The sequence below is a fragment of the Acinetobacter sp. CIP 102136 genome (assembly GCF_000369685.1).
GTDB lineage: Bacteria > Pseudomonadota > Gammaproteobacteria > Pseudomonadales > Moraxellaceae > Acinetobacter > Acinetobacter fasciculus.
On the sequence record NZ_KB850140.1, the window covers coordinates 441,052 to 462,876 of the forward strand.

General features: G+C 44.0%; 21 protein-coding genes. 13 read left to right on the forward strand and 8 right to left on the reverse strand.

The window, feature by feature from the left end; all coding sequences use genetic code 11:
• Positions 1–33 precede the first annotated feature (33 nt).
• Positions 34–492, reverse strand: coding sequence for a DMT family transporter (locus F893_RS02305; protein ID WP_005249857.1), 459 nt, complete (start codon positions 490–492; stop codon positions 34–36).
• A gap of 126 nt (positions 493–618) precedes the next feature.
• Here F893_RS02305 and hemW point away from each other — a divergent pair, with 126 nt between their 5' ends.
• Positions 619–1,773, forward strand: a complete 1,155-nt coding sequence (hemW, locus tag F893_RS02310; protein WP_005249859.1) for a radical SAM family heme chaperone HemW — start codon at positions 619–621, stop codon at positions 1,771–1,773.
• Positions 1,774–1,945: 172 nt separating this feature from the next.
• The gene (locus tag F893_RS02315) at positions 1,946–2,890 is read left to right on the forward strand and encodes an HNH endonuclease (protein ID WP_005249861.1); all 945 of its coding nucleotides are present in this window, start codon (positions 1,946–1,948) and stop codon (positions 2,888–2,890) included.
• Between the two features lie 77 nt (positions 2,891–2,967).
• Here F893_RS02315 and F893_RS02320 read toward each other — a convergent pair whose 3' ends face one another.
• The 5 genes from F893_RS02320 to hemF form a co-directional block, all read right to left on the reverse strand.
• The gene (locus tag F893_RS02320; RefSeq protein ID WP_004281542.1) at positions 2,968–3,177 is read right to left on the reverse strand and encodes a cold-shock protein; all 210 of its coding nucleotides are present in this window, start codon (positions 3,175–3,177) and stop codon (positions 2,968–2,970) included.
• A gap of 347 nt (positions 3,178–3,524) precedes the next feature.
• On the reverse strand, positions 3,525–5,348 hold the full coding sequence (locus F893_RS02325; RefSeq protein WP_005249863.1) for an acyl-CoA dehydrogenase C-terminal domain-containing protein: 1,824 nt from the start codon (positions 5,346–5,348) through the stop codon (positions 3,525–3,527).
• Between the two features lie 398 nt (positions 5,349–5,746).
• On the reverse strand, positions 5,747–6,535 hold the full coding sequence (gene aroE, locus F893_RS02330) for a shikimate dehydrogenase (RefSeq protein ID WP_005249866.1): 789 nt from the start codon (positions 6,533–6,535) through the stop codon (positions 5,747–5,749).
• A 99-nt stretch (positions 6,536–6,634) separates the two neighbouring features.
• Positions 6,635–6,841, reverse strand: a complete 207-nt coding sequence (locus tag F893_RS02335; protein ID WP_004732323.1) for a hypothetical protein — start codon at positions 6,839–6,841, stop codon at positions 6,635–6,637.
• A gap of 134 nt (positions 6,842–6,975) precedes the next feature.
• Positions 6,976–7,932 carry an oxygen-dependent coproporphyrinogen oxidase gene (gene hemF / locus F893_RS02340; RefSeq protein WP_005249869.1) on the reverse strand — a complete coding sequence of 319 codons (957 nt, stop codon included), beginning with the start codon at positions 7,930–7,932 and terminating at the stop codon, positions 6,976–6,978.
• 238 nt (positions 7,933–8,170) lie between these two features.
• On the opposite strand from hemF, the gene hemN reads away from it, so the two are divergent.
• Positions 8,171–9,544, forward strand: coding sequence for an oxygen-independent coproporphyrinogen III oxidase (gene hemN, locus F893_RS02345; RefSeq protein WP_005249871.1), 1,374 nt, complete (start codon positions 8,171–8,173; stop codon positions 9,542–9,544).
• 139 nt (positions 9,545–9,683) lie between these two features.
• Here hemN and ribA read toward each other — a convergent pair whose 3' ends face one another.
• Entirely contained in the window at positions 9,684–10,286 is a 603-nt protein-coding gene (ribA, locus tag F893_RS02350) for a GTP cyclohydrolase II (protein ID WP_004645027.1), read from the reverse strand.
• A 309-nt stretch (positions 10,287–10,595) separates the two neighbouring features.
• Between ribA and dxs the strand changes: the two genes are divergently transcribed.
• From dxs to F893_RS02390, 8 genes are all read left to right on the forward strand, one after another.
• Entirely contained in the window at positions 10,596–12,506 is a 1,911-nt protein-coding gene (dxs, locus tag F893_RS02355) for a 1-deoxy-D-xylulose-5-phosphate synthase (protein WP_005249873.1), read from the forward strand.
• 114 nt (positions 12,507–12,620) lie between these two features.
• Positions 12,621–13,451 carry an inositol monophosphatase family protein gene (locus tag F893_RS02360; protein ID WP_004281534.1) on the forward strand — a complete coding sequence of 277 codons (831 nt, stop codon included), beginning with the start codon at positions 12,621–12,623 and terminating at the stop codon, positions 13,449–13,451.
• A gap of 552 nt (positions 13,452–14,003) precedes the next feature.
• Positions 14,004–15,893: a DEAD/DEAH box helicase gene (locus F893_RS02365; protein ID WP_005249875.1), complete on the forward strand. Its 1,890-nt coding sequence runs from the start codon at positions 14,004–14,006 to the stop codon at positions 15,891–15,893.
• A 406-nt stretch (positions 15,894–16,299) separates the two neighbouring features.
• Positions 16,300–17,118: an ABC transporter ATP-binding protein gene (locus tag F893_RS02370; RefSeq protein WP_005108585.1), complete on the forward strand. Its 819-nt coding sequence runs from the start codon at positions 16,300–16,302 to the stop codon at positions 17,116–17,118.
• Complete coding sequence (mlaE, locus tag F893_RS02375; RefSeq protein WP_004281531.1) at positions 17,115–17,894, forward strand: lipid asymmetry maintenance ABC transporter permease subunit MlaE; 780 nt, start codon at positions 17,115–17,117, stop codon at positions 17,892–17,894. The genes F893_RS02370 and mlaE overlap by 4 nt, the downstream gene beginning before the upstream one ends.
• Positions 17,894–18,571 carry an outer membrane lipid asymmetry maintenance protein MlaD gene (locus F893_RS02380; RefSeq protein WP_005249876.1) on the forward strand — a complete coding sequence of 226 codons (678 nt, stop codon included), beginning with the start codon at positions 17,894–17,896 and terminating at the stop codon, positions 18,569–18,571. The genes mlaE and F893_RS02380 overlap by 1 nt, the downstream gene beginning before the upstream one ends.
• A gap of 18 nt (positions 18,572–18,589) precedes the next feature.
• Positions 18,590–19,222 carry an MlaC/ttg2D family ABC transporter substrate-binding protein gene (locus F893_RS02385; protein ID WP_005249877.1) on the forward strand — a complete coding sequence of 211 codons (633 nt, stop codon included), beginning with the start codon at positions 18,590–18,592 and terminating at the stop codon, positions 19,220–19,222.
• A 15-nt stretch (positions 19,223–19,237) separates the two neighbouring features.
• A complete protein-coding gene (locus tag F893_RS02390) occupies positions 19,238–19,528 on the forward strand; it encodes an STAS domain-containing protein (protein ID WP_005249878.1) in 291 nt (96 codons plus the stop codon).
• A gap of 106 nt (positions 19,529–19,634) precedes the next feature.
• Here the strand turns inward: F893_RS02390 and F893_RS02395 are convergent, their stop codons facing one another.
• A complete protein-coding gene (locus F893_RS02395; protein WP_004732304.1) occupies positions 19,635–20,648 on the reverse strand; it encodes a CorA family divalent cation transporter in 1,014 nt (337 codons plus the stop codon).
• A gap of 152 nt (positions 20,649–20,800) precedes the next feature.
• Here F893_RS02395 and F893_RS02400 point away from each other — a divergent pair, with 152 nt between their 5' ends.
• Together F893_RS02400 and F893_RS02405 are read left to right on the forward strand one after the other, a co-directional pair.
• Entirely contained in the window at positions 20,801–21,391 is a 591-nt protein-coding gene (locus F893_RS02400; RefSeq protein ID WP_005249879.1) for an LOG family protein, read from the forward strand.
• A gap of 30 nt (positions 21,392–21,421) precedes the next feature.
• A complete protein-coding gene (locus tag F893_RS02405) occupies positions 21,422–21,823 on the forward strand; it encodes an NUDIX hydrolase (RefSeq protein ID WP_005108590.1) in 402 nt (133 codons plus the stop codon).
• Positions 21,824–21,825: the final 2 nt, after the last annotated feature.

A 21,825-nucleotide genomic window follows, 5' to 3' on the forward strand; every position in this document is an offset into this window, starting at 1 on the left:
TACTCATCGTGATCATGTGCTTAAATAGAAGGTTTAGCGTTGTAAAGTGAGAAGCACACCAATAAAAATTACCACGCCGCCTAAAAGACGTTGCCAGTTAACCGGCATTTTTTCATTACCCAATAACCCCAGATGATCGACCAGCATCGACATCACCATCTGACCAAAAATAATGAGACCGCTAAGAACCAGAAAGCCAAGTTTGGGTGCTGCATAAATGCTCATACTAATCGCGTATACACCCACGATTCCCCCTAGCCATAAATACCAGGGAACACTCATCAATTCCTGTAAACCGGGTTTGGGATTGGACTGAAAAAGTACGATTACGGCGAGCACTATTGTACCAATCAAAAAGGAAAAAAATGCAGCTTGAATAGGAGAATATAAATATTCTTTCAGTTGTGTATTAATTGCAGTCTGGAGTGTCAATAAAACACCGATTGCAAAAACCAAAGGAAGTAAAATAATAAGTTGAGAAGATATTTTCATAATTTTAACTGACTAATTCTATTTAAATTTTTAGGCATATCACACGATCAAATTTAATTTTAGCAGTGTTGCCGCCGAGTCATGTTAAAATTCGGCTATATCTTGTAATCGTTTTTGAGTAGTTCTTTGGCTGAATTGAATCCTGCTGCTGTCCCTTTGTCCTTATATATTCATATGCCTTGGTGTGTGCGCAAATGTCCTTATTGTGACTTCAATTCGCATGCGGTTCCGGATGGTCAATTATCACTGGAATTGGAACAGGAATATTTACGAGCACTGGTGGAAGACTTTAAAACTCAGGTCGATTTTGCCCAAGGCCGGCAGATTCACAGTGTCTTTATTGGTGGGGGGACGCCGTCACTGATTTCTGCCCCAGGCTATCAATGGTTATTTGATCAGCTCAAAGCCGTTATTCCCTTTGCTGAAGGCTGTGAGATTACGCTGGAAGCCAATCCCGGCACAGTCGAACATGATCCGTTTGCCGGTTATTTACAGGCCGGAATTAACCGTCTGTCGATTGGGGTGCAGAGTTTTAATACCGAGCATCTCAAGCGTTTGGGACGGATTCACAGCAATGAAGATGCGATTTCTGCCATTGGGTTAGCACGTGAAGCCGGCTTTCAGCGCATTAATGTCGACTTGATGCATGGTTTGCCTGAACAGACCTTGGATCAGGCTTTGCATGATTTAAAATTGGCCGTGGAACAGGGTGCTACACATATTTCCTGGTATCAGCTAACGATTGAGCCAAATACGGTATTTTTCCGGACTCAACCGATTTTGCCTGTCGATGAAGTATTGGAAGATATTCAGGAGCAGGGTGAGCTCTACTTAAAAGCGCAGGGTTTTATCAACTATGAAGTTTCGGCTTGGCGTAAAGAACTGCCTTCAGCACATAATCTGAATTACTGGCAGTTTGGTGATTATCTGGCAATTGGCGCCGGAGCACATGGCAAAGTCACTCAGACAGATGGCGTGTATCGGTTCCAGAAAACCCGTTTACCTAAGGACTACTTAGCCAAAGTACCTGCCGAGCATGTGCAGTTTAAGCGGATTGAAGATGCCGACATGCCATTTGAATTTATGATGAATGCGTTACGTTTAAATCACGGCGTGGAAGCCAAGCTCTATGCAGAACGTACTGGCCTGAGTCTGGATCGCTTGAATGAGTTGCTGAGTTCTTTGCGTGACAGAAAGTTAATGGTCGATGATCAAGATCGTCTTTCATGTACCGAGCAGGGGCATATCTTTTTAAATTCGGTACTGGAAGAATTTCTTTAATTATTTAATTTCCCCATTGTTCTAAAAGAAACCCTAATAGGATTCTATTGGGTTTTTTTATTGCCTTAAATAAAATGCCTAAATTCTGATTGACGCTTTCTTAGAGAGAAGTTTTCTGAGAATATTCAAAGATTAAATTAAATGAATATTATAATTTCTAGAGAGTGGGCAGGTGGATACATTATGGGATTTTCAACAGCTGGATTTAACTAATACCCGATTCTTTATTTTTGATAGTAAAAGTGATCATCTGGTTTATGAAGATCGGGACTTTAAAGAATATCATTGGGATCAGTCTAAATATAATCGAGTCAGGGAAGGGGATTTCTTTTTATATCGACGACCGCAAAAAGCCTCTGAAATTAAAAATCAATTCTATCTTTATGGTGCAGGCCGTATAGCCAAGATTATTGCACCTACTGCCATTCCTCAAAATCATCAAAAACGCCGAACCAAACCGGTCTTTGCGGAAGTGATCGATGGTATACGTTTTATAGATCCTATTCTGCAGTCCGATTTGGAAGATTTTCAATGGACTTTTAAACCACGCGGAAATACTTGGGAACATTTTTTTCAACAATATGGCATGAATGAGATCACGGCAGATGATTTTTGGCGATTACTTAAATTAGCAGGAATAGGCGAAAAACAGGATGCTTTGTTAGATACGCATTTACGTCAAGAAATCCTCGATTATAGTGTTGAAGATCAATATGCCAATGTAAAAGTTCGCGGTTCGCCACACCAGGAATTTGCTTTACAAGTTAAACTTAATTATCAATATCAATGTGCAATCTCTGGTATTAAGACCAAAGCCTTTTTAGTGGCTTCTCATATCGTACCTTGGTCTGAAAATCAGGTACATAGAAGAAATCCGCGTAATGGAATTTGTTTATCTTCTTTATTGGATCAAGCTTTCGATCAGGGATTTATCACGCTAGATAAAGGGCTTAAAGTGTGTCTTGCGAATCAAGCCAAGCAAGATGCGAGTTTATACGTCTATTTAAAACTTTATCACGGTAAACGAATCGACGTACCAAAACGTTTTGCCCCTGATCCGGTATTTTTAGCCTGGCATAGAGCACACCGGTTTTTAGAACAACCCAATGATCTTTAAAAGCGAGCGGTATGAGAGAAATGATAGGCACAAAAAAAGCACTCTAAGAGTGCTTTTTTCAATATCTTGCTTCTAAATTATAGAGCAACGATATTTACAGCTGTCGGGCCTTTTTGACCTTGAGCTACGCTGAAAGAGACCTTTTGGCCTTCAACTAAAGTTTTGAAACCTGAACCAGTGATTTCGCTGAAATGAGCAAAAACGTCTGGACCTGATTCTTGTTGAATGAAACCGAAACCTTTAGTTTCGTTGAACCATTTTACTGTACCGTTAACTGTATTAGACATAATATAACCTATTGAATCGTATGAATTTATAGCCAAAATTTCAGATGACTAACTGTAACTTTGAAAAATAAAAAGGATGGAGCTTTTTGATCTGTAATACGAAGGTTTATGACTAAAACTGCGATACTTAAAAGAAGACTAACCAAAACAAGAATTTTTCTAGTTGGGATTATCATACCGCTTATTTTGAGATATACAAGCGTTTTATTTGGCTAATTTATTAGGATGTTGAAAAATATAAAATTAAATTTGTACATTTTCTATCCAGAAAGGTTTTTTAAGTTAAACAAGGGCGTCTGCGTCAATAAAAAGAGCGCCGAAGCGCTCTTTTTAACTCAATTTACAACTTAATAGTCAAAGCTAAAGTGTTCTGGAGCGAGTGCCGTCATGGTTTTAGAGGGATTCACCATCGCTTCAGCATGACCTTGAGTACGTGGCAGAATACGTTCAAAGTAGAAATCAGCAGTTTTGATTTTCGCTTTATAGAATTCTGGAACTTCCGTACCGTCATTAGAAGCTAGTTTGGCTGAAGCGACTGCAGCTTGCTGTGCCCAGAAGTAGGCCATCATCACATAACCGGAGAACATTAGGAAATCGACTGACGCAGAAGAAACGATGTCGCGGTCCTTACGTGCAGCCAGCATGATACGCACAGTTAGTGCATTCCACTGTGCACAGAGCTTGGTTAAATCCCAGGCAAAGCGGCGCATATATTTATTACGTGCATGCTGACCGCAGAATTTCAGGATTTCAGCAGTGTAATCACGAATAACTTTACCTTTTGATGTCAACAGCACTTTACGGCCAATCAGATCCAGTGCCTGAACACCTGTTGTGCCTTCATACAGGGTAGAGATACGTGAGTCACGTACGATCTGTTCCATGCCCCATTCTTTGATATAGCCATGTCCACCGAAGACTTGCATACCGTGATTTGATGCCTCATAACCCATTTCGGTCAGGAAGCCTTTCAGGATTGGAGTATAGAACCCAAGATGGTCATCATGCTGTTCAAATGCTGCAGTATCGCCACGCAGCAAAGCATCATTCATGTTGTCGGCAATTTTTGCTGCATGATAAATCATGGCACGGCCACCTTCAGCAATGGCTTTTTGCGTCAACAGCATACGGCGTACATCGGCATGATGAATGATCGCATCCGCCACTTTTTCTGGATCTTTTTTGCCAGACAAGGCACGCATTGACATACGTTCTTTAGCATAAGGTAAAGCACCCTGGAACGACAGTTCAGCATGACAAATACCCTGAATCGCAGTACCAATACGCGCCGTGTTCATAAAGGTGAACATAGCGTGCAAGCCTTTATTCGGTTCGCCAATCAGGTAGCCAGTCGCATTATCAAAATTCAGTACAGCCGTTGCTGAAGCGCGAATCCCCATTTTGTGTTCAATCGAACCGCAGTTCACTGGATTACGCTCACCGATCCCACCATCTGCCGCAGCAATAAATTTTGGTACGATAAACAGAGAAATCCCTTTGGTACCTTGCGGTGCATCTGGAAGGCGTGCCAGTACGATATGTACGATATTTTCAGTCAGGTCGTGCTCACCTGCAGAAATAAAGATTTTGGTGCCTGAAATCGCATAGCTGCCATCTTCTTTCGGCTCTGCTTTGGTCTTAACCTGCCCCAGATCCGTACCACATTGTGGCTCAGTCAGACACATGGTGCCCGCCCAAGTTCCTGCAACTAAGTGAGGCAGATACGTGTTTTTCTGCTCATCGGTACCATATTGCATGATAGTGTTGATACAACCCACACTTAAACCCGGATACATCTGGAATGACCAGTTTGCAGTCCCCATCATTTCCGATTTGATCAGGTTTAAAGACATTGGCAGGTTTTGGCCACCAAATTCTTCAGGATAAGACAGACCTTGCCAGCCACCTTGTACGAACTGGTCGTAAGCTTCTTTAAAGCCTTTCGGTGTTTTTACTTCGCCATTTTCAAAATGACAGCCTTCTTCATCACCGCTTTGATTCAACGGCGACAGTACATTTTCACAGAAATCTGCAGCGCCTTCTAAGATCATATCTACCGTGTCGGCATCGGCATATTCACCATTCGACAAATTCTGGTAGTGCGCAGGGTAGTCAAGCACTTCATTCATAAGGAAGCGAATGTCGTGTAAAGGGGCTTTATATGCTGGCATGCGTTTAATCCTGATTGAAATTAGTTTTGGATTATCTGTATCGATTCTTTGATTATTCACATTCGGGATAAAAAAACATTGATGAATTCAGTGAATAAAAATGTCAGAAAAGCGAATCGATTTTTAAGGCTAATGAATGAAATCATCGAATTTCATCATTAGGTGTTTACATTACAGGAAGATTAAAAACTTGTTATATCAATGGAATTTAATGAGTTAAAAGGTGATTTGTCCAGTATATTTTTGTATGAATTGTGGTCGGATTCAGGTGGCAAAATAACTCATTTTAAAATGTCATTAAAACCAATCCATGGTTTTTCAGCTTATAAAAAGTAGTAGGAGGGAAGTAAAGGGTTGCAGTTGCAACCCGAACTGAACTCATTAGAGAGATAGGGGTTTTAAAGAAACTCTTTTAAATCCGGTTTGATGCCATTCCAGATGTAAAAAGATTCAATTGCTTGACCGACCAGCATGCCAAAACCTTCAGATGTCGGTACACCGCGTGCCTTGGCTTGATCCAGAAAGGAAGAAGGTTTGCCATAGGCCATTTCATAGGCCCGTTTAAACTGTAGCGTTTCCGGTAAAACCAGGGCATCACCGCTGAGACTGGCAGAAGTGGCATTAATCATCAAATCAAATTCACCGGCTAAAGTGTCTAGTGAAATCGCCTGTAATTCGACTTGCGGTACGGCATTCTGAAGATCAGCGACCAGTTGTTCTGCCCGTGCCAAGGTACGATTGGCGATCACGATTTTTTTCGCACCTGCCTGGGCTAGGGGATAGATTACACCACGCGTGGCACCGCCTGCACCAATAATTAAAATATCTGTATTTTCCAGTGGCCAATCTAGTGCTCGAATTGCTTCAACCAGTCCCTGACCATCAGTATTGTCGCCATGCAGCACACCATTTTTCATCCATAGCGTATTCACGGCTTTGGCAATTTTGGCCCGTTCACTCAGCACCTGACAGTGGGCAAAAGCCTGTTCTTTAAAGGGTACGGTGACATTCATGCCACTACCGCCATTGCTAAAGAATTCCTGAATGTTGGCTACGAAGCCATCCAGTGGCGCCAGAAGTTTAGTGTAATTCAGGTCGACACCAGTTTTAGCAGCAAAGGCATGATGCAATTCTGGAGAACGTGACTGTTCAATCGGGTTGCCAATCACGGCAAATTGTTTGCTCATTTCACAATGTCCATGTGCGGAAATGGCCATCAATATACGTGAAAAAGCGCAGGGACTAAAGCCTGCGCGATTTTGAATTACTGCTAAGTTATTAGGATTTTAGGAACTGCAAATATCCATAATATGTTCCGCAAACATCAGCGCCATACTGAGAACAACCCCAAGCCCAGTCAGGATACTCACCAGAATAGCGGCGCCATCCAGAATCAGGTTGTGACTCAAAATTGCGGTACTCATCGCGCTGATGGCAAGAGCCAAAAAAAGCCAAAAGGCCAACACAGGTAGATTTAATTGAAGATTATGCATTGTTATTCTCACTAGACATCAAATGGAATGTGATCGATGTAGCGATAGGGTGCCCCGATCAAATCAGATATTTCTATGCAGCAGTATAGAGGATATATCTATTAAAACAGCCCTCTATTTGAGGGCCGTTTGTATCATTTCATTGCGTTGGATTTTAATTCTGTTAACCAGTCATGTGGTTTCAGGTAGTAATCTGTTAAACGTTTTTCCGGTGAGCCTTCATCCCATTCAGGGCGATATGACCATCCGGTAAGCGGGGGCAGGCTGACCAGAATCGATTCAATCCGGCCACCAGTCTGCAAACCAAACAGGGTGCCGCGGTCATAAACCAGATTGTATTCCACATAACGGCCGCGACGGTATAACTGAAACTCGCGTTGTGCTTCGGTATAAGGCTTATCCTGATTGCGCTGGAAAATCGGCAGAATGGCTTCCAGATACCCATTGCCTACAGCCTGCATATACTGGAAACAGGTTTCAAAATCCCATTGATTCAGATCATCAAAAAATAAACCACCCACACCGCGCTGTTCATCACGATGTTTCAGATAAAAATAATCATCACACCATTGTTTATGTTCAGGATAAACCTCTTCGCCGAATGGCGCACATAGATCATGCGCCGTTTGATGCCAAGACAGTACATCTTCATCATTCGGATAAAACGGGGTCAGGTCAAAACCGCCACCAAACCACCAAATCGGATCTTGGCCTTCTTTTTCAGCCACAAATAAACGCACGTTGGCATGCGAAGTCGGTATATTCGGGTTTTTTGGATGGATGACCAGTGATACCCCCATCGCTTGCGCTTTGGCACCGGCAATATTGGGATGGCGTTCGGTCGCAGAAGCAGGTAGCTTGGAAATGTTGATGTGGGAGAACATTACCCCACCTTTTTCAATCACCGTACCATTTTGCAAAACACGTGAACGGCCACCACCACCTTCTGGACGCTCCCAGTCATCGATGATAAATTCGGCCGTACCGCCGCCAGCACGTTCCTGCTGTTCTAATGCTGCACAAATCCGTGCCTGCAAGTCGAGGAGAAATTCACGAACGTGTTGAATATCCGTAGATGTAGGATGCTGCATCAGAGCCCTCGTAGGGAAATAAAAAACTAACGACATCAAAGCATAAAATCAGTCAAAGATTAAGGTCTAATTTGGTGATGCAATTCATCAGCCCAGACATTACATTCCACTATTCATAAGCAGAATGCATCATTAAATCCGACTAAATGGCTAGGTTGAATTCTTTTTTCAAGCTCAGCACAATAACTCACAAGCGCTCATTGGCTTGAGCATTTCTCGACGGTAATAGGTGGGTCTCATGTCGGTACAGGTCAATTCCCTGATTCAAAAATACAATGTTCCCGGGCCACGCTATACCAGTTATCCCACTGTTCCGTATTGGGAAGAGCAGAATTTCTCGCTGGAACAATGGAAGCAAACGCTAAAAAAGTCTTTTGATGAATCCAATCAAAGCGAAGGCATTAGCTTGTATATCCACCTGCCATTTTGCGAAAGCCTGTGTACCTTCTGCGGGTGTCATAAGCGCGTGACCAAACGCCATGAAGTCGAACAACCTTATATTCAGGCACTGCTGAAAGAATGGGATCTATATTGCGAGTTATTACAAGAAAAGCCCATCATTAAAGAGATTCATTTTGGTGGAGGAACGCCGACCTTTTTTTCAATGGCACATCTGGCTCAACTAATTCAAGGCATTCTGGCCAAAGCAGACGTAGCGCCTGAGTATGAATTCAGTTTCGAAGGTCATCCCAATAATACTACGCGTGAACATTTGCAGGGATTGTATGACCTGGGTTTTCGTCGGGTCAGTTATGGTGTGCAGGATTATAACGAAACCGTGCAAAAGGCGATTCACCGGATTCAGCCTTATGAAAATGTTAAACAGGTGACCGAATGGGCGCGAGAAATTGGCTATGAATCGATTTCCCATGATCTGGTCTTTGGTCTGCCATTTCAGAGTCTGGATGATGTTTTAAATACTATTGAACAAACCAATTCGCTCTTGCCGGACCGTCTGGCTTTATATAGCTATGCACATGTGCCCTGGATTAAAGGTAATGGTCAGCGCGGTTTTAAAGATGCCGATGTGCCCAAAGATGCGATCAAACGGGAATGCTATGAAGCGGGTAAAAAGAAACTTCTGGCACATGGCTATCATGAAATCGGTATGGATCATTTTGCCTTAGAGAAAGATGCGATGTACCAGTCCTTTCAAGCGGGAACATTGCACCGCAACTTTATGGGATACACAGCCTCTAAAACCCAGGTGATGATTGGGCTAGGCATTTCTTCAATCAGTGATAGCTGGTACAGCTTTGCGCAGAATGTGAAAACCATTGAAGAATATTATGAATGCCTGGCGCGCAATGAAATTCCGGTATTTAAAGGACATGTCTTAAATCAGGAAGATTTGATCATCCGGCAACATATTCTAAATTTGATGTGCAGCTTTAGCACCTCATGGGAAAATTCCGAGATGCTTTTCCCTGAAATTGATGAGGTTTTGGAACAGCTTGAGGAAATGGCACAGGATGGTTTGATTCAATTTTCAGACTCGTCAGTCACGATTCTGGAGAAAGGGAAACCATTTGTACGCAATATTTGTATGGCTTTTGATTTACGTTTAAAGCGACGCATACCGGAGAACCGGATTTTCTCGATGACGATTTAATCTTCCCCTAACCCCATTTTTAAGAAAGATAGGGAAAACCTCCCCGAGCAAGACTTAAGCATTGCTTTAAGTCGAAGCGCAAGAAAGGGAGGTTTGGAGTGGTTAAGTTAAAATAAGGTAGGACAGGGTTTTAAAAATATTAAAAATCATCTTTTTTATAAAGATGTGCCATGCGTTCGTGCTTGGTCTTGAGATATTGTTCATTAAAAGGGTTTAAACCCACAGTCAAAGGCACACGATCGATCACGTTAATTCCCTGGGCTTTTAAAGCCTCAATTTTAGAAGGGTTATTGGTCACCAGGCGTACTGCTTTCACCTGTAAATGATCCAGCATGATGCTGCACATATCATACTGACGTGCATCTGCTGGCAGGTTCAGCATTAAATTGGCATCTACGGTGTCATGTCCCTGATCTTGCAGGGCATAAGCGCGAATTTTATTGGTCAGGCCAATGCCACGACCTTCCTGACGCAAATACAGAATGACTCCGCGGCCTAATTCATTGATCAGTTTTAAAGTCGCTTGCAATTGCGGGCCACAGTCGCATTTGAGTGAAGCAAAGGCATCACCGGTTAAACATTCAGAATGCACACGCACCACTACAGGCTCATCTGATACTTCTTCAAGTCCTTTGGAAAGTGCGACATGTTCTTCGCCAGTCTTAGGGTCTTGAAATACAGTAATTTTAAATTCACCGTGAGCGGTAGGTAATCTTGACGTTGCGACAAATTCGATTGGCACAGCTGAACCCGTTAAATCCTGAAATTGGCTAAAGTATAGCGTAATGCTTGAACATTGGTAGAATTGCAAAGTCGAAATTCTGCAATAGATTTTCTTTTTTGTAGAAAGCGAACGATAATAGTTGATAAATAGTAAGATTATTCAGGATAATCGTAGGCTGCAATTTTTTCACCCCGACGAGATCATTGTTTAATATTGCATCGCTAGAAGCGTAGCTGAATTGAAGCTGCTACAATTCAGCTATATGATCGGGTACTCCCCATTGACCTAGCTTTAGATTTGCCAGGCTTTAGAAGGCTTTGCCATAATATGCTGTATACAGAAATCCCAACTCAACGCCCTGTAACACCGTTGCTTGATGCGATCAATCATCCTGAGCAACTGCGTGCACTCGAGCAAAGCCAGCTAGAACAAGTGGCGGATGAGTTACGTCAATTCATTTTGTATGCTGCCGGGCAAAGTGGCGGACATTTTGGTGCCAATCTCGGTGTGATTGAACTCACCGTGGCTTTACATTATTGCTTTAATACACCGCATGACCGCCTGATCTGGGATGTAGGTCATCAGGCCTATCCGCATAAAGTGTTGACTGGTCGTCGTGAACAGCTCACCACGATTCGTGCCAAAGATGGTCTGGCTGCGTTTCCGGCTCGTGAAGAATCTGAATTTGATACCTTTGGGGTAGGGCATTCTTCGACGGCGATTTCTGCTGGCCTAGGTATGGCGCTGGCACGTCGTTATCAGAACAAGCCGTGTGAAGTGGTATCGATTATTGGCGATGGCGCCATGACGGCAGGTATGGCTTTTGAAGCTTTGAATGATGCCGTGGCACACAGTGCTGATCTGATGGTGGTGCTGAACGACAATGATATGTCGATTTCTTGCAGTACCGGTGGTTTTGCCAAACATCTGGCTGCCATTTGGGAGCGCGGTGAGTTCGTTAATGTTACCGAGCAGGGTGAGGCATATGTACAGCCACATCCAGAATGGTTGTATAACTCGCGTTTGCACAGTGCAGCAACCGATGCTGCAGATAACTTATTCCAAGCCATCGGCTTTGACTATTTTGGCCCGTACGATGGTCATGATGTCAAACAGCTGGTGCATGTCTTTAATGCGCTGAAAAAGCGTAAAGGCCCACGCCTGATTCATGTCTATACTAAAAAAGGCAAGGGCTTTGCTCCGGCAGAATCGGATCAAATCAAGTATCACGCGATTAGCAAACTCAATGCCGTTGCTGCCAGCAATACTGCGCCGAAATATTCGGATGTATTTGGGCAATGGCTTTGCGATGAAGCGGCACAAGACACACGCTTGCTCGCGATTACTCCCGCCATGTGCGAAGGTTCAGGCATGGTCAAATTTGCCAAAGAATATCCGGAACGTTTCTTTGATGTGGCGATTGCCGAACAGCATGCAGTTACCTTGGCTGCTGGTATGGCCTGTGAAGGCTTAAAGCCGGTCGTGGCGATTTATTCGACGTTCTTGCAACGCGGTTATGACCAGCTGGTACACGATGTAGCCTTGCAGAATCTAGATGTTACCTTTGGTATTGATCGTGCCGGTCTGGTCGGTGAAGATGGTCCGACGCATGCCGGTGCTTATGACTATGCCTATATGCGGACTATCCCGAATATCGTGATCATGGCGCCAAAAGACGAAAATGAATGCCGTCAAATGCTGCATACTGCGTATTTGTATCCAGGACCTGCAGCCGTACGTTATCCGCGTGGCAATGGACTGGGCGTCGAGATCCAGCAAAAAATGATCGAGATTCCAATCGGTCAGGCGGAAATTGTGGCCAGTTTTAACGGGCAGTATGACGAATATATTTCTGTGCTGGCGTTTGGTAGCCGGGTACAGGCTGCAGTCGATGCTGCTGAAGCCTTTGCAGTAAAACATGAGATTGGTGTGCGTGTGGTTAACATGCGTTTTGTCAAGCCACTGGATACTCAAATGCTCGATGATCTGGCCTTAAGTACCAGTCTGTTTGTGACGGTTGAAGAACATGCCATCATGGGCGGAGCAGGCAGTGCGGTGAATGAATATCTGGCAGAAGCGCAGATTGTCAAACCGATGCTGAATCTGGGTCTGGATGATACGTTTATGGCACAGGCCACCCATACCCAGATGTTGCAGCAGGCTGGTCTTGATGCGCAAGGTATTGAAAAATCGATCAATCAGGCTTGGTCCAGCTTAGGGCAAAGCGCTTTGTCATAAGTTCTTAAAAATTTTAGACACATTTTTCCCAAAAAAGCCCCGATATTTGCTAAGATGTCGGGGCTTTTATGCATTATTCTTTATCAGTGTCTTCAAATTTGTAGTGGGTGTTCAATGGAACCTATGGTGGTGATGGCTGCGCGTGCGGCTCAGTTAGTTGGTCAAGAGCTTTTAAAAGCGCATCAGAATCGTCATAAACTCGATCTACAAGTCGAAGAAAAAGGAATTGATGGTCCGGTAACGCGTGTAGACCGTTATTTGGAACAGTTGACCATCGATACCCTACGTAAAAGCTATAAAAATCACAGTTTCCTTGGTGAAGAGTTTGGCTATCAGGAAGGTAAAGGTCATGACGCCGATTGGTGTTGGGTGATCGATCCGCTAGATGGTACTTTAAACTTCATTAACGGTTTCCCGCATTTCTGTATCTCTATCGCAGTTCAGCACAAAGGCATTACTCAACACGGGGTGATTTATGACCCGGTGAAAGATGAGCTATTCTCTGCCAGTCGTGGTCGTGGTGCCATGATGAACCAGCGCCGTATTCGTGTGAATGTAAAAGACAGCCTGGAAAATACCTTTATGGCTGTTGGTCACGCTTATCGTGCCAAGCGTAATGGTGAAGTTGTGTCTTATGCCAAGAATCATTTTCAAACCCTGTTAAACGTAACTGAAGCTGGCGCGCAATATCGTCGTTCAGGTTCTGCAGCATTGGATTTAGCCTATGTTGCTGCAGGTCGTTTCGATGGTTATTTCGAACTTGGTTTAAAGCCTTGGGATATCGCAGCTGGCGAATTGATCGTGAAAGAAGCAGGCGGTACTGTAGTTGATGCACGTGGTGGTAGCGACTCTATGGAAAATGGTCAAGTTTTGGCTTGTTCAATGAAAATGCTTAAGCCTTTAATGCAAGCAGTTGTTCCTGCTTGGGGCGAAGCAGCAAAATAATCGGGTTTAGATGAATCAGATCTAATATTGAGAAAAGGCGTCCTTCGGGATGCCTTTTTTATGCATGGGAATCTAGGTCACTAGTTACTGATATAAAGTTGTTGATCTTTGCTTGAATACTGGAAATATCAGGTGAATTGGCGAAAAGTAACTTTTTATACCGACTGTTACATTTTTTATTGTATTTTAAGTATTAGAAATATATAGATAAATTATGAAAGAGGAAAATTAGTTTTAAAACTTAATGACATTGTGGAATATTCTGCTATAATTCCGCCACGCACTTAATTTCTGTTCTTTACCTGAACACTATCTTCTAATCATTGTATGCGCGTGCTGTCCATAGAGAGGACATATCCTTCGCGCCCCAATCGCTTAAGCGATTCCTTCAGGTTTGCGGCCGTAATCATGCGTGCGTTATATCCACATCGTCGTTACTCGGATCGCTGCTGAATCCTAATATTTTCAGCATTATTTGCTGTGCCGCTTTTTGCCGATGTCCATAATTGTTATTTATTAAATGGAGCACCCACTTCAGGGTGAATACTCTCTATGAGCAAAACTTTTGCTGATTTTTCCCTCGACGAATCTCTAACCCAGGCTCTCGACGCTTTAGGCTTTACTACTCCTACTCCTGTACAAGAACAAGCGATTCCAGCTGCGCTTGAAGGCAAAGACCTTCTTGTGTCAAGCCAAACAGGTTCTGGTAAAACTGCTGCATTCTTACTGCCTACGTTAAATGCGTTGGCAAACCAAGATACATTAGTGCCGTTTAAAGACCGTATGAAAGCGGTTACTCAACCGAATATTTTGGTGATTTCACCGACTCGTGAATTGGCACAACAGGTATGTCAAGACGCAATCGCATTTGTACGTCACATGAAAGGTGTTCGTATTGCGGCAATCATGGGCGGTATGCCTTTTGGTAAGCAAATTCAACAGTTAAAAGGCGCGCAAGTTGTTGTTGCAACTCCAGGTCGTCTACTGGACTTGGTAAATCGTCGTCAAATCAAATTGGATAAAGTTGACGCGTTAATCGTCGATGAAGCTGACCGTATGCTTGACCTAGGTTTCTCTGAAGACTTAGAAGCAATTGGTGAATTGGCTGCAAACCGCAAACAGACTCTTATGTTCTCTGCGACTTTTGCACCACGTATCATTACACTTGCAGAACGCATGATGAATGATCCAATGCGTATTTCGATCGAAACTGGTCACTCTACAAATACTGATATTACTCAGACTTTGCATTGGACTGACGGTTTCGAGCACAAGAAAAAACTTCTTACTCACTGGTTGAACGAAGAAGACGTTGATCAAGCAGTAGTATTTGCGTCAACTCAAGAAGACACAGATATGTTGGCTGAAGAACTTGCTGAAGCAGGTCTATCAGTTGTAGCACTTCACGGTGCTATGCCACAAACTGTTCGTAACCGTCGTTTACGCAGCATCCGTGAAGGTCGTGCGAAGATCTTGGTTGCAACTGACGTTGCAGCGCGTGGTCTTGACGTACCAACAATTTCACACGTCATCAACTTCGGTCTTCCAATGAAGAACGAAGACTATGTACACCGTATCGGTCGTACAGGTCGTGCGGGTCGTACTGGTAAAGCAATTACTTTGGCGACTTACCGTGAACGCGGTAAAATCCGTGCTTTAGAAGACTTCCTTGATGCGCGTCTAAACGTATCTGAAATTGAAGGTCTTGAGCCATCTCCACCTCCTGCACGTGGTAGCCGTGATGGCGCTGGTCGCGGTCGTGGCCGTGATGGCGGTCGTCGTGATGGCGGTCGTGGTGATGGCGGTCGTGGTGGTTTCGGTGGCGGTCGTCGTTTTGAAGGCGAAAGCAACTTCAAACGTCGTGAAGGCGGTGATGATCGTCCACGTCGTAGCTTCGATGACAAACCTCGTGGCGAACGTCCAGCATTTGGCGAAGATCGTCCACGTCGTGACTTTGGTGATCGTCCAGCTCCACGTCGTGAAGGTGGTTTCGGTGATCGTCCACAACGTTCGTTTGATGACCGTCCAAAGCGTGACTTCGGTGATCGTCCAGCTCCACGTCGTGAAGGCGGTTTCGGTGATCGTCCACAACGTTCGTTTGATGACCGTCCAAAGCGTGACTTCGGTGATCGTCCAGCTCCACGTCGTGAAGGTGGTTTTGGTGACCGTCCTCGCTCTAATGATGACAACCGTGGCAACCGTGTAGACTACAAACCAGCTCGTGAAGGTGGTTATGGTGATCGTCCAAAACGTGATTTTGGTGATCGTCCAGCTCCACGTCGTGAAGGTGGTTTCGGTGATCGTCCAGCGCGTTCATTCGGTGATGACCGTCCAAAGCGTGATTTCGGTGATCGTCCAGTACGTCGCAACTTTGATGACAAGCCACGTGGTGAACGTTCGTTCGGTGGTGAAGATCGTCCACGTCGTAAATTTAACGACTAATTCAGTCGCTAGATGAAGATAAAAAACCGGTAGAAATACCGGTTTTTTTTATGCATTGAGTTTTTTGCTTTTTAACGTAAAATGTCTACTAAATCATGTTTTGTCAGGGTTATGATAATTATTAATATGAAAAGCTTAGCTCTTCGATCTCAATTGATAGAGGTGTATATGCCATATATCGCATTGACTTTGATTTTATGTAATATTATCTATTATTTATACAGTGTTTTTAATTAATCAATCTAGTCATTTTAAGCCTAAGTACATATTTTTATTATAAAAAACACGAAATAATCCATTATTGTCATCTTTTTATGATATTCACCCACCTTTTTCAACTGCTAACATTTTGAACTTCGTTCCTTTATAGTATGCATGCTGAAAAAATGTAGGAATAAACTCAGCTATGAAAAATCAAACAGCGCGAGATACTCAGTCTTTGATTGAAGTCAAGAATTTGAGCTTCAAACGAGGCGAGCGCGTGATTTATGACGACGTGAGTTTAAATATTCGTCGTGGGCAGATTACCGCCATTATGGGGCCATCCGGAACTGGTAAAACTACCTTATTAAGATTGATCGGTGGGCAGCTGACGCCTGAGCATGGTCAGGTCTTATTGGATGGCAAAGATATTGCCTCGATGTCACGTTCCGAACTTTTTTCAGCACGTGCACGGATGGGTATGCTATTTCAGAGCGGTGCTTTGTTTACCGATATGAGCGTGTATGAAAATGTCGCGTTTCCAATTCGGGCCCATACCAAACTGCCAGAACATCTAATTAAGGAAATCGTGGCATTGAAACTGGAATCCGTCGGCTTGCGCGGTGCAGAGCAAATGATGCCATCGGAACTGTCTGGTGGTATGAACCGACGTGTGGCTTTGGCCCGGGCGATTGCGCTGGACCCTGAACTGATCATGTACGATGAACCCTTTGCCGGACAAGATCCGATTGTGATGGGGGTATTGACTCGCCTGATCCGTTCATTGCGTGAAGCACTGGATCTGACCACGATTATTGTTTCGCATGATGTTGCAGAGACTTTATCGATTGCAGACTACATCTATGTGGTGGCAGAAGGCAAAATTCAGGGCGAGGGCACACCGGCCGAGCTGAAAGCGCATCCTTCTGCTTTTGTACAGCAATTCCTGACCGGTTCGGTAGAAGGTCCGGTGGATTATCAGTTTAGTCATCAAGCTTATTTAAGTGATGAGGTTCGTTCATGAATGCAATTGCCGCATTAGGTAGACGCGTTATTGAACGTGTACAGGGGATTGGGGTCGCGACCCTGATGCTGTTGCAGATTTTATTTTCCATGCCGACCTGGCTTGGCGTAAAGCTGTTTATTTATCAGATGTATCGGGTTGGGGTATTGTCCCTGCTGATTATTGTGGTTTCTGGCCTGTTTATTGGTGCCGTGCTTGGTTTGCAGATGTTTAGCATCTTGTCGACCTTTGGTAGTGAGTCGATGCTAGGAACAGCGGTCGCGTTGACCTTGCTGCGTGAACTGGCACCTGTGGTCGCTGCTTTGCTATTTGCAGGACGTGCCGGTTCAGCCTTGACTGCGGAAATTGGCCTGATGAAAGCTACTGAACAATTGTCCAGTATGGAAATGATCGGTGTCGATCCATTGAAGCGGGTGATTTCGCCGCGTCTTTGGGCAGGGATTTTTAGCTTGCCAATGCTTTCCGTCATCTTTGCCGCAGTTGGCATTATGGGCGGTAAAATGGTCGGGGTAGATTTCCTGGGTGCCGATGAAGGCGCTTATTGGAGCGGCATGGAAAGCAGCGTGCAATTCTATAAAGATGTCTTAAATGGCACCATTATTAAAAGTTTTGTATTCGCATTAATTTGTACCTGGATTGCGGTATACCAAGGCTATGCCTGTGTCCCGACATCGGAAGGTATTGCAACTTCTACAACACGTACAGTCGTGTATTCTTCGCTGTGCGTTTTAGGTTTTGACTTTGTGTTGACTGCGGTCATGTTCGGAGGTGTTTAATGAAATCACGTACTAGTGAGCTGGCCGTTGGTGTTTTTGTTATTTTGTTTGGTATTGCCTTATTTTTCCTAGCAATGCGTGTCAGTGGTCTGGTCGGACACAATATTTCCGACAGCTATAAAATGACAGCGACTTTTGAAAATGTAAATGGGATTAAGCCGCGTGCCAAAGTGGCATTGAGTGGTGTGAAAGTGGGGCAGGTGGATGACATTACCCTGGATCCAGTGACGCGTCTGGCAACCGTGCATATGACCCTGGATGGCTCATTGACCTCATTTAATGCTGAGCAGTTAAAGCAGGTTCAGCAGGAAGCACTGGAAGAGTTACGTTATAGTTCAGACTATACTGCGGCTACCCCTGCGCAACAAAAAGACATGGAAAAACAACTATTAGACAACATGAAATCCATCACCAATATTGATGAAGATGCTTACATTATGGTAGCAACAAATGGTTTATTGGGTGAAAAGTATCTGAAAATTATTCCAGGTGGCGGTCTGACTTACTTGAAACGTGGTGAGCAGATTGCGAACACTCAAGGCACCATGGAAATTGAAGATTTAGTGACGAAATTTATTACCGGTGGTGCCGGAAAATCGTCAGATAGTCAGGAAAGTGCCTCAGAAGAAGCTGCATTTTCAGAAACAACAGATGCAGAACCTGCATTTGTTGAATAATAGATTGAGGAGATTTGAGTGAAGACTTTAGTAAAACAAACGCTTGCTGCAAGCATTCTTTCAACAATGGTTGCTGGTACAGTGTTTGCTGCACCGTCTGAAGCACCACCTGCTTTTATTAAAAAAGTGGCAGATGGTTTGATTGAGCGCCTCAAAGCTGATAATGCAAAATTGCAGAACAATCCGGCGCTGGTAAAAGCGATTGTCCGCCAGAATCTGGATCCATACATTGATTCACAGTCTTTCACGCGTATTGTGATGGGGACTTATGCGACGAACCAGTATAGTACTGCTGCACAGCGCGCGCAGTTTGAAAAGAATTTCCGTGAAACGCTCATTGAAAATTATGGTTCTGCATTTTCCAAGTTTAGTAATCAGACCTATAGCGTGCGTCCATACAAGGCCAGCAACAGCAAAAACCCTGTCGTGACCATCGACTTTAATAACAAGGGCGAGAAAATTCCAGTAGCATTCCAGCTGGTGGACAAGGGTTCACAATGGAAAATCCGCAATATCAACGTATCGGGTATTGACTTGGGTTTGCAGTTCCGTAACCAGTTTGCTGCGACGGTAAAACGTAATGGCGGTAATATTGATAAAGCAATTGCTAACTTTAAACCGGATGCAGAAGCTGCAATCGACAAGAAATAATCAAACAGGTGAGCCGTGATTACATTCAATGATCAGGAACTACAGGTTTCAGGCAAGATTGACTATGACAATGCACAGGACTATTACTTAAATGGTCTGCGTGTGGTTCAGTCACAAACCAAGTTTCCGCTTGTGGTTAATCTGGCTGGGCTTGAAAGTGGTAGTACTTTGGCTTTGGCAGTATTGGTGCGCTGGTTGCGCCAGACGCCTCAAGCGCAAGGACTACAGTTTAAAGCTGTACCTGCTAAAATGATAAATATCATTCAGGCCTGCCATTTACAGGATGATTTACAGATCATTCAGTAAATAAAAAAGCACCGAAAGGTGCTTTTTTATTGTTTTTCAAATAAGCATGGGTCAGATTAGGAGCGTTTCTTGCGCTTCGCTTTAAAAGCAGTGCTTTAAAGCTCGCTCAAATCCATTTCTTCCATCTAAAGTAAATCAATGGCCCGATCAAAAAGCCGATCAAAATAATACTGACCATAATGAAGCTCATGGAGCCTTGTGCAAAAGGCAGAACTTCGGTATTCATGCCATAAATACTGGCAATGAGCATCGGCGGTGCAAGCATACTTGGCAGGATCGAGAATCGACGAATCGTATCGTTCTGTTCCGTGTTAATGAATCCGGACGTGGTATCGAGCAGGAAGCGCACTTTCTGGAACAGGAAGGCATCATGCTCCACCAGCGAGCGCACATCTTCACTGAGTTCTCGGATATCCGCATCATAAATATGACTGCCCAAGGCGCGTGGACGAGACAGGAAAGTCAGAACACGACGCAAATCGATCAGACAGAGCTGCGCTTTACCGAGCATATCTTCCAGTTGAGCCAGACGGGTAATCATGTCATCCAGATCAAGAATCTGCTCGCGATGGCGGTTATTCAACACTTCAGTTGAATATTTCTCTAAATCTTTATGGACGTCTTCCAGAATGTCGGCCAGTTCATCCAGTTTGGCTTCGAGCAGACCCAATAAAATCCAGGTTGGATCTTTATAATCGATTTCATAATCATTGCGGCGCGCACGGGCCCGGAAGGCACGAAAGGCCACCAGCTTTTCGCCACGCAAGGTAAACAGACGGTCCTTATGCAGAATAAATGCCACAGTTTGTACCGTCGCCAGCATGCTGGATTCATCTTCGTTTTCGTTCTCGACCTGATAGTTTTTATTTTTGGTTAAAAAATAGGTACTGATATGCAAAATACCGTCATCATCACGGTAAAATCGGGCACTCGAGGAAATATCTTCCAGCGATTTTAAGGTCGGTAAGTTTTGTGCATAGGCATCTAGAATCCATTGCTGCTCTTCTTGTGAAGGTGCAATCAGATCAAGCCATACTAAATCTGGATGCAGGTCGAAATCACCGTTAATCGTGATATCTTCTAAGCTACCGCGCTCTGTGGCGTAAAAGGCTTCAAGCATGCTGTCTTTTCTCCCTGGCGCAGTATGTGAATTGGAATGGGTGTATTTTAGACAAGGAATTGAATAAAAACACTGATATTAAGCAGTTATTTTTGGAAAAAACGCGCTTGCAGCAATTTCGTACAATATAGCGTCAATTGGAGAGTGAAATGATGAATTCTATCGCAATTTTTTGTGGTTCAGCACTGGGCTCAGATCCTCTCTATGCCCAGATTGCCGAAAAAGTTGGCCAGACCTTGGCAGCAAGGCATCAGACGCTGGTCTATGGCGGTGGTCGCTCCGGTTTAATGGGCATTATTGCTGATAGTGCTTTGGCTGCTGGTGGCAAGGTGATTGGCGTAATTCCAAGACAGCTGGTCAATCGTGAACTGGCGCATCCGCATATTACCGAGCTGTTTGTGGTCGATAATATGCATGAACGTAAAACCCGCATGTCGGAACTGGCACAGGGATTTATTGCCATTCCGGGTGGTGCAGGAACGCTGGAAGAAATTTTTGAACAATGGACCTGGGCACAGTTGGGAATTCATAAAAAGCCTTGTGCTTTTTTAAATGTCGATGGTTTCTATGATGATTTACTCAAATTTATCCATATGACCACCGAGAAAGGTTTTACCAAAGCGCGATTTAGCGATGCTTTAATCGTTAGTGATAATCTGGATGATATTCTGCGCCAATTTGAAAGTTATCAGTCGCCCGAAGCGAAATGGGGTATGGTCGATCAGACCGATCTTGTAAAATAAGCTGTCCACAGCATGATTTGTAGAAAATAAATGAACGTGATTACGGTGGCTGCAGCCATTATTTTAAATGAAGCGCAGCAACTGCTGGTGGTTCGCAAAAAAGGGACATCCTGCTTTATGCAGGTTGGTGGCAAGCTGGAGCCAAATGAAGCACCAGAAGCAACGATGTTGCGTGAAATTCAGGAAGAAATTGGCACACAGGCGCAGATTCAGCAATTCATTGGGCGTTTTGAAACCCAGACGGCAAATGAACCTGATCATCAACTGGTGAGTTATGTCTATTGGGTAAGTCTAGATCAAGCGCCAAAAATTGAAGCGGAAATTGCCGAAATGAAATGGGTCGATCTGGATGAAAAAGAGCTACGACTCGCACCCTTGACCACTGAAATTGTGATTCCTTGGGTGAAGTCGCAGTTACTCGCCCAAGCTTAAAT

Coding starts and splice junctions, on each gene's coding strand:
- F893_RS02305 (WP_005249857.1), bottom strand. CDS start 492: ATGAAAATATCTTCTCAACTTATTATTTTACTTCCTTTGGTTTTTGCA.
- F893_RS02320 (WP_004281542.1), bottom strand. CDS start 3,177: ATGTCTAATACAGTTAACGGTACAGTAAAATGGTTCAACGAAACTAAA.
- F893_RS02325 (WP_005249863.1), bottom strand. CDS start 5,348: ATGCCAGCATATAAAGCCCCTTTACACGACATTCGCTTCCTTATGAAT.
- aroE (WP_005249866.1), bottom strand. CDS start 6,535: ATGAGCAAACAATTTGCCGTGATTGGCAACCCGATTGAACAGTCACGT.
- F893_RS02335 (WP_004732323.1), bottom strand. CDS start 6,841: ATGCATAATCTTCAATTAAATCTACCTGTGTTGGCCTTTTGGCTTTTT.
- hemF (WP_005249869.1), bottom strand. CDS start 7,932: ATGCAGCATCCTACATCTACGGATATTCAACACGTTCGTGAATTTCTC.
- hemN (WP_005249871.1), top strand. CDS start 8,171: ATGTCGGTACAGGTCAATTCCCTGATTCAAAAATACAATGTTCCCGGG.
- dxs (WP_005249873.1), top strand. CDS start 10,596: ATGCTGTATACAGAAATCCCAACTCAACGCCCTGTAACACCGTTGCTT.
- F893_RS02360 (WP_004281534.1), top strand. CDS start 12,621: ATGGAACCTATGGTGGTGATGGCTGCGCGTGCGGCTCAGTTAGTTGGT.
- F893_RS02365 (WP_005249875.1), top strand. CDS start 14,004: ATGAGCAAAACTTTTGCTGATTTTTCCCTCGACGAATCTCTAACCCAG.
- F893_RS02370 (WP_005108585.1), top strand. CDS start 16,300: ATGAAAAATCAAACAGCGCGAGATACTCAGTCTTTGATTGAAGTCAAG.
- mlaE (WP_004281531.1), top strand. CDS start 17,115: ATGAATGCAATTGCCGCATTAGGTAGACGCGTTATTGAACGTGTACAG.
- F893_RS02380 (WP_005249876.1), top strand. CDS start 17,894: ATGAAATCACGTACTAGTGAGCTGGCCGTTGGTGTTTTTGTTATTTTG.
- F893_RS02395 (WP_004732304.1), bottom strand. CDS start 20,648: ATGCTTGAAGCCTTTTACGCCACAGAGCGCGGTAGCTTAGAAGATATC.
- F893_RS02400 (WP_005249879.1), top strand. CDS start 20,801: ATGAATTCTATCGCAATTTTTTGTGGTTCAGCACTGGGCTCAGATCCT.
- F893_RS02405 (WP_005108590.1), top strand. CDS start 21,422: ATGAACGTGATTACGGTGGCTGCAGCCATTATTTTAAATGAAGCGCAG.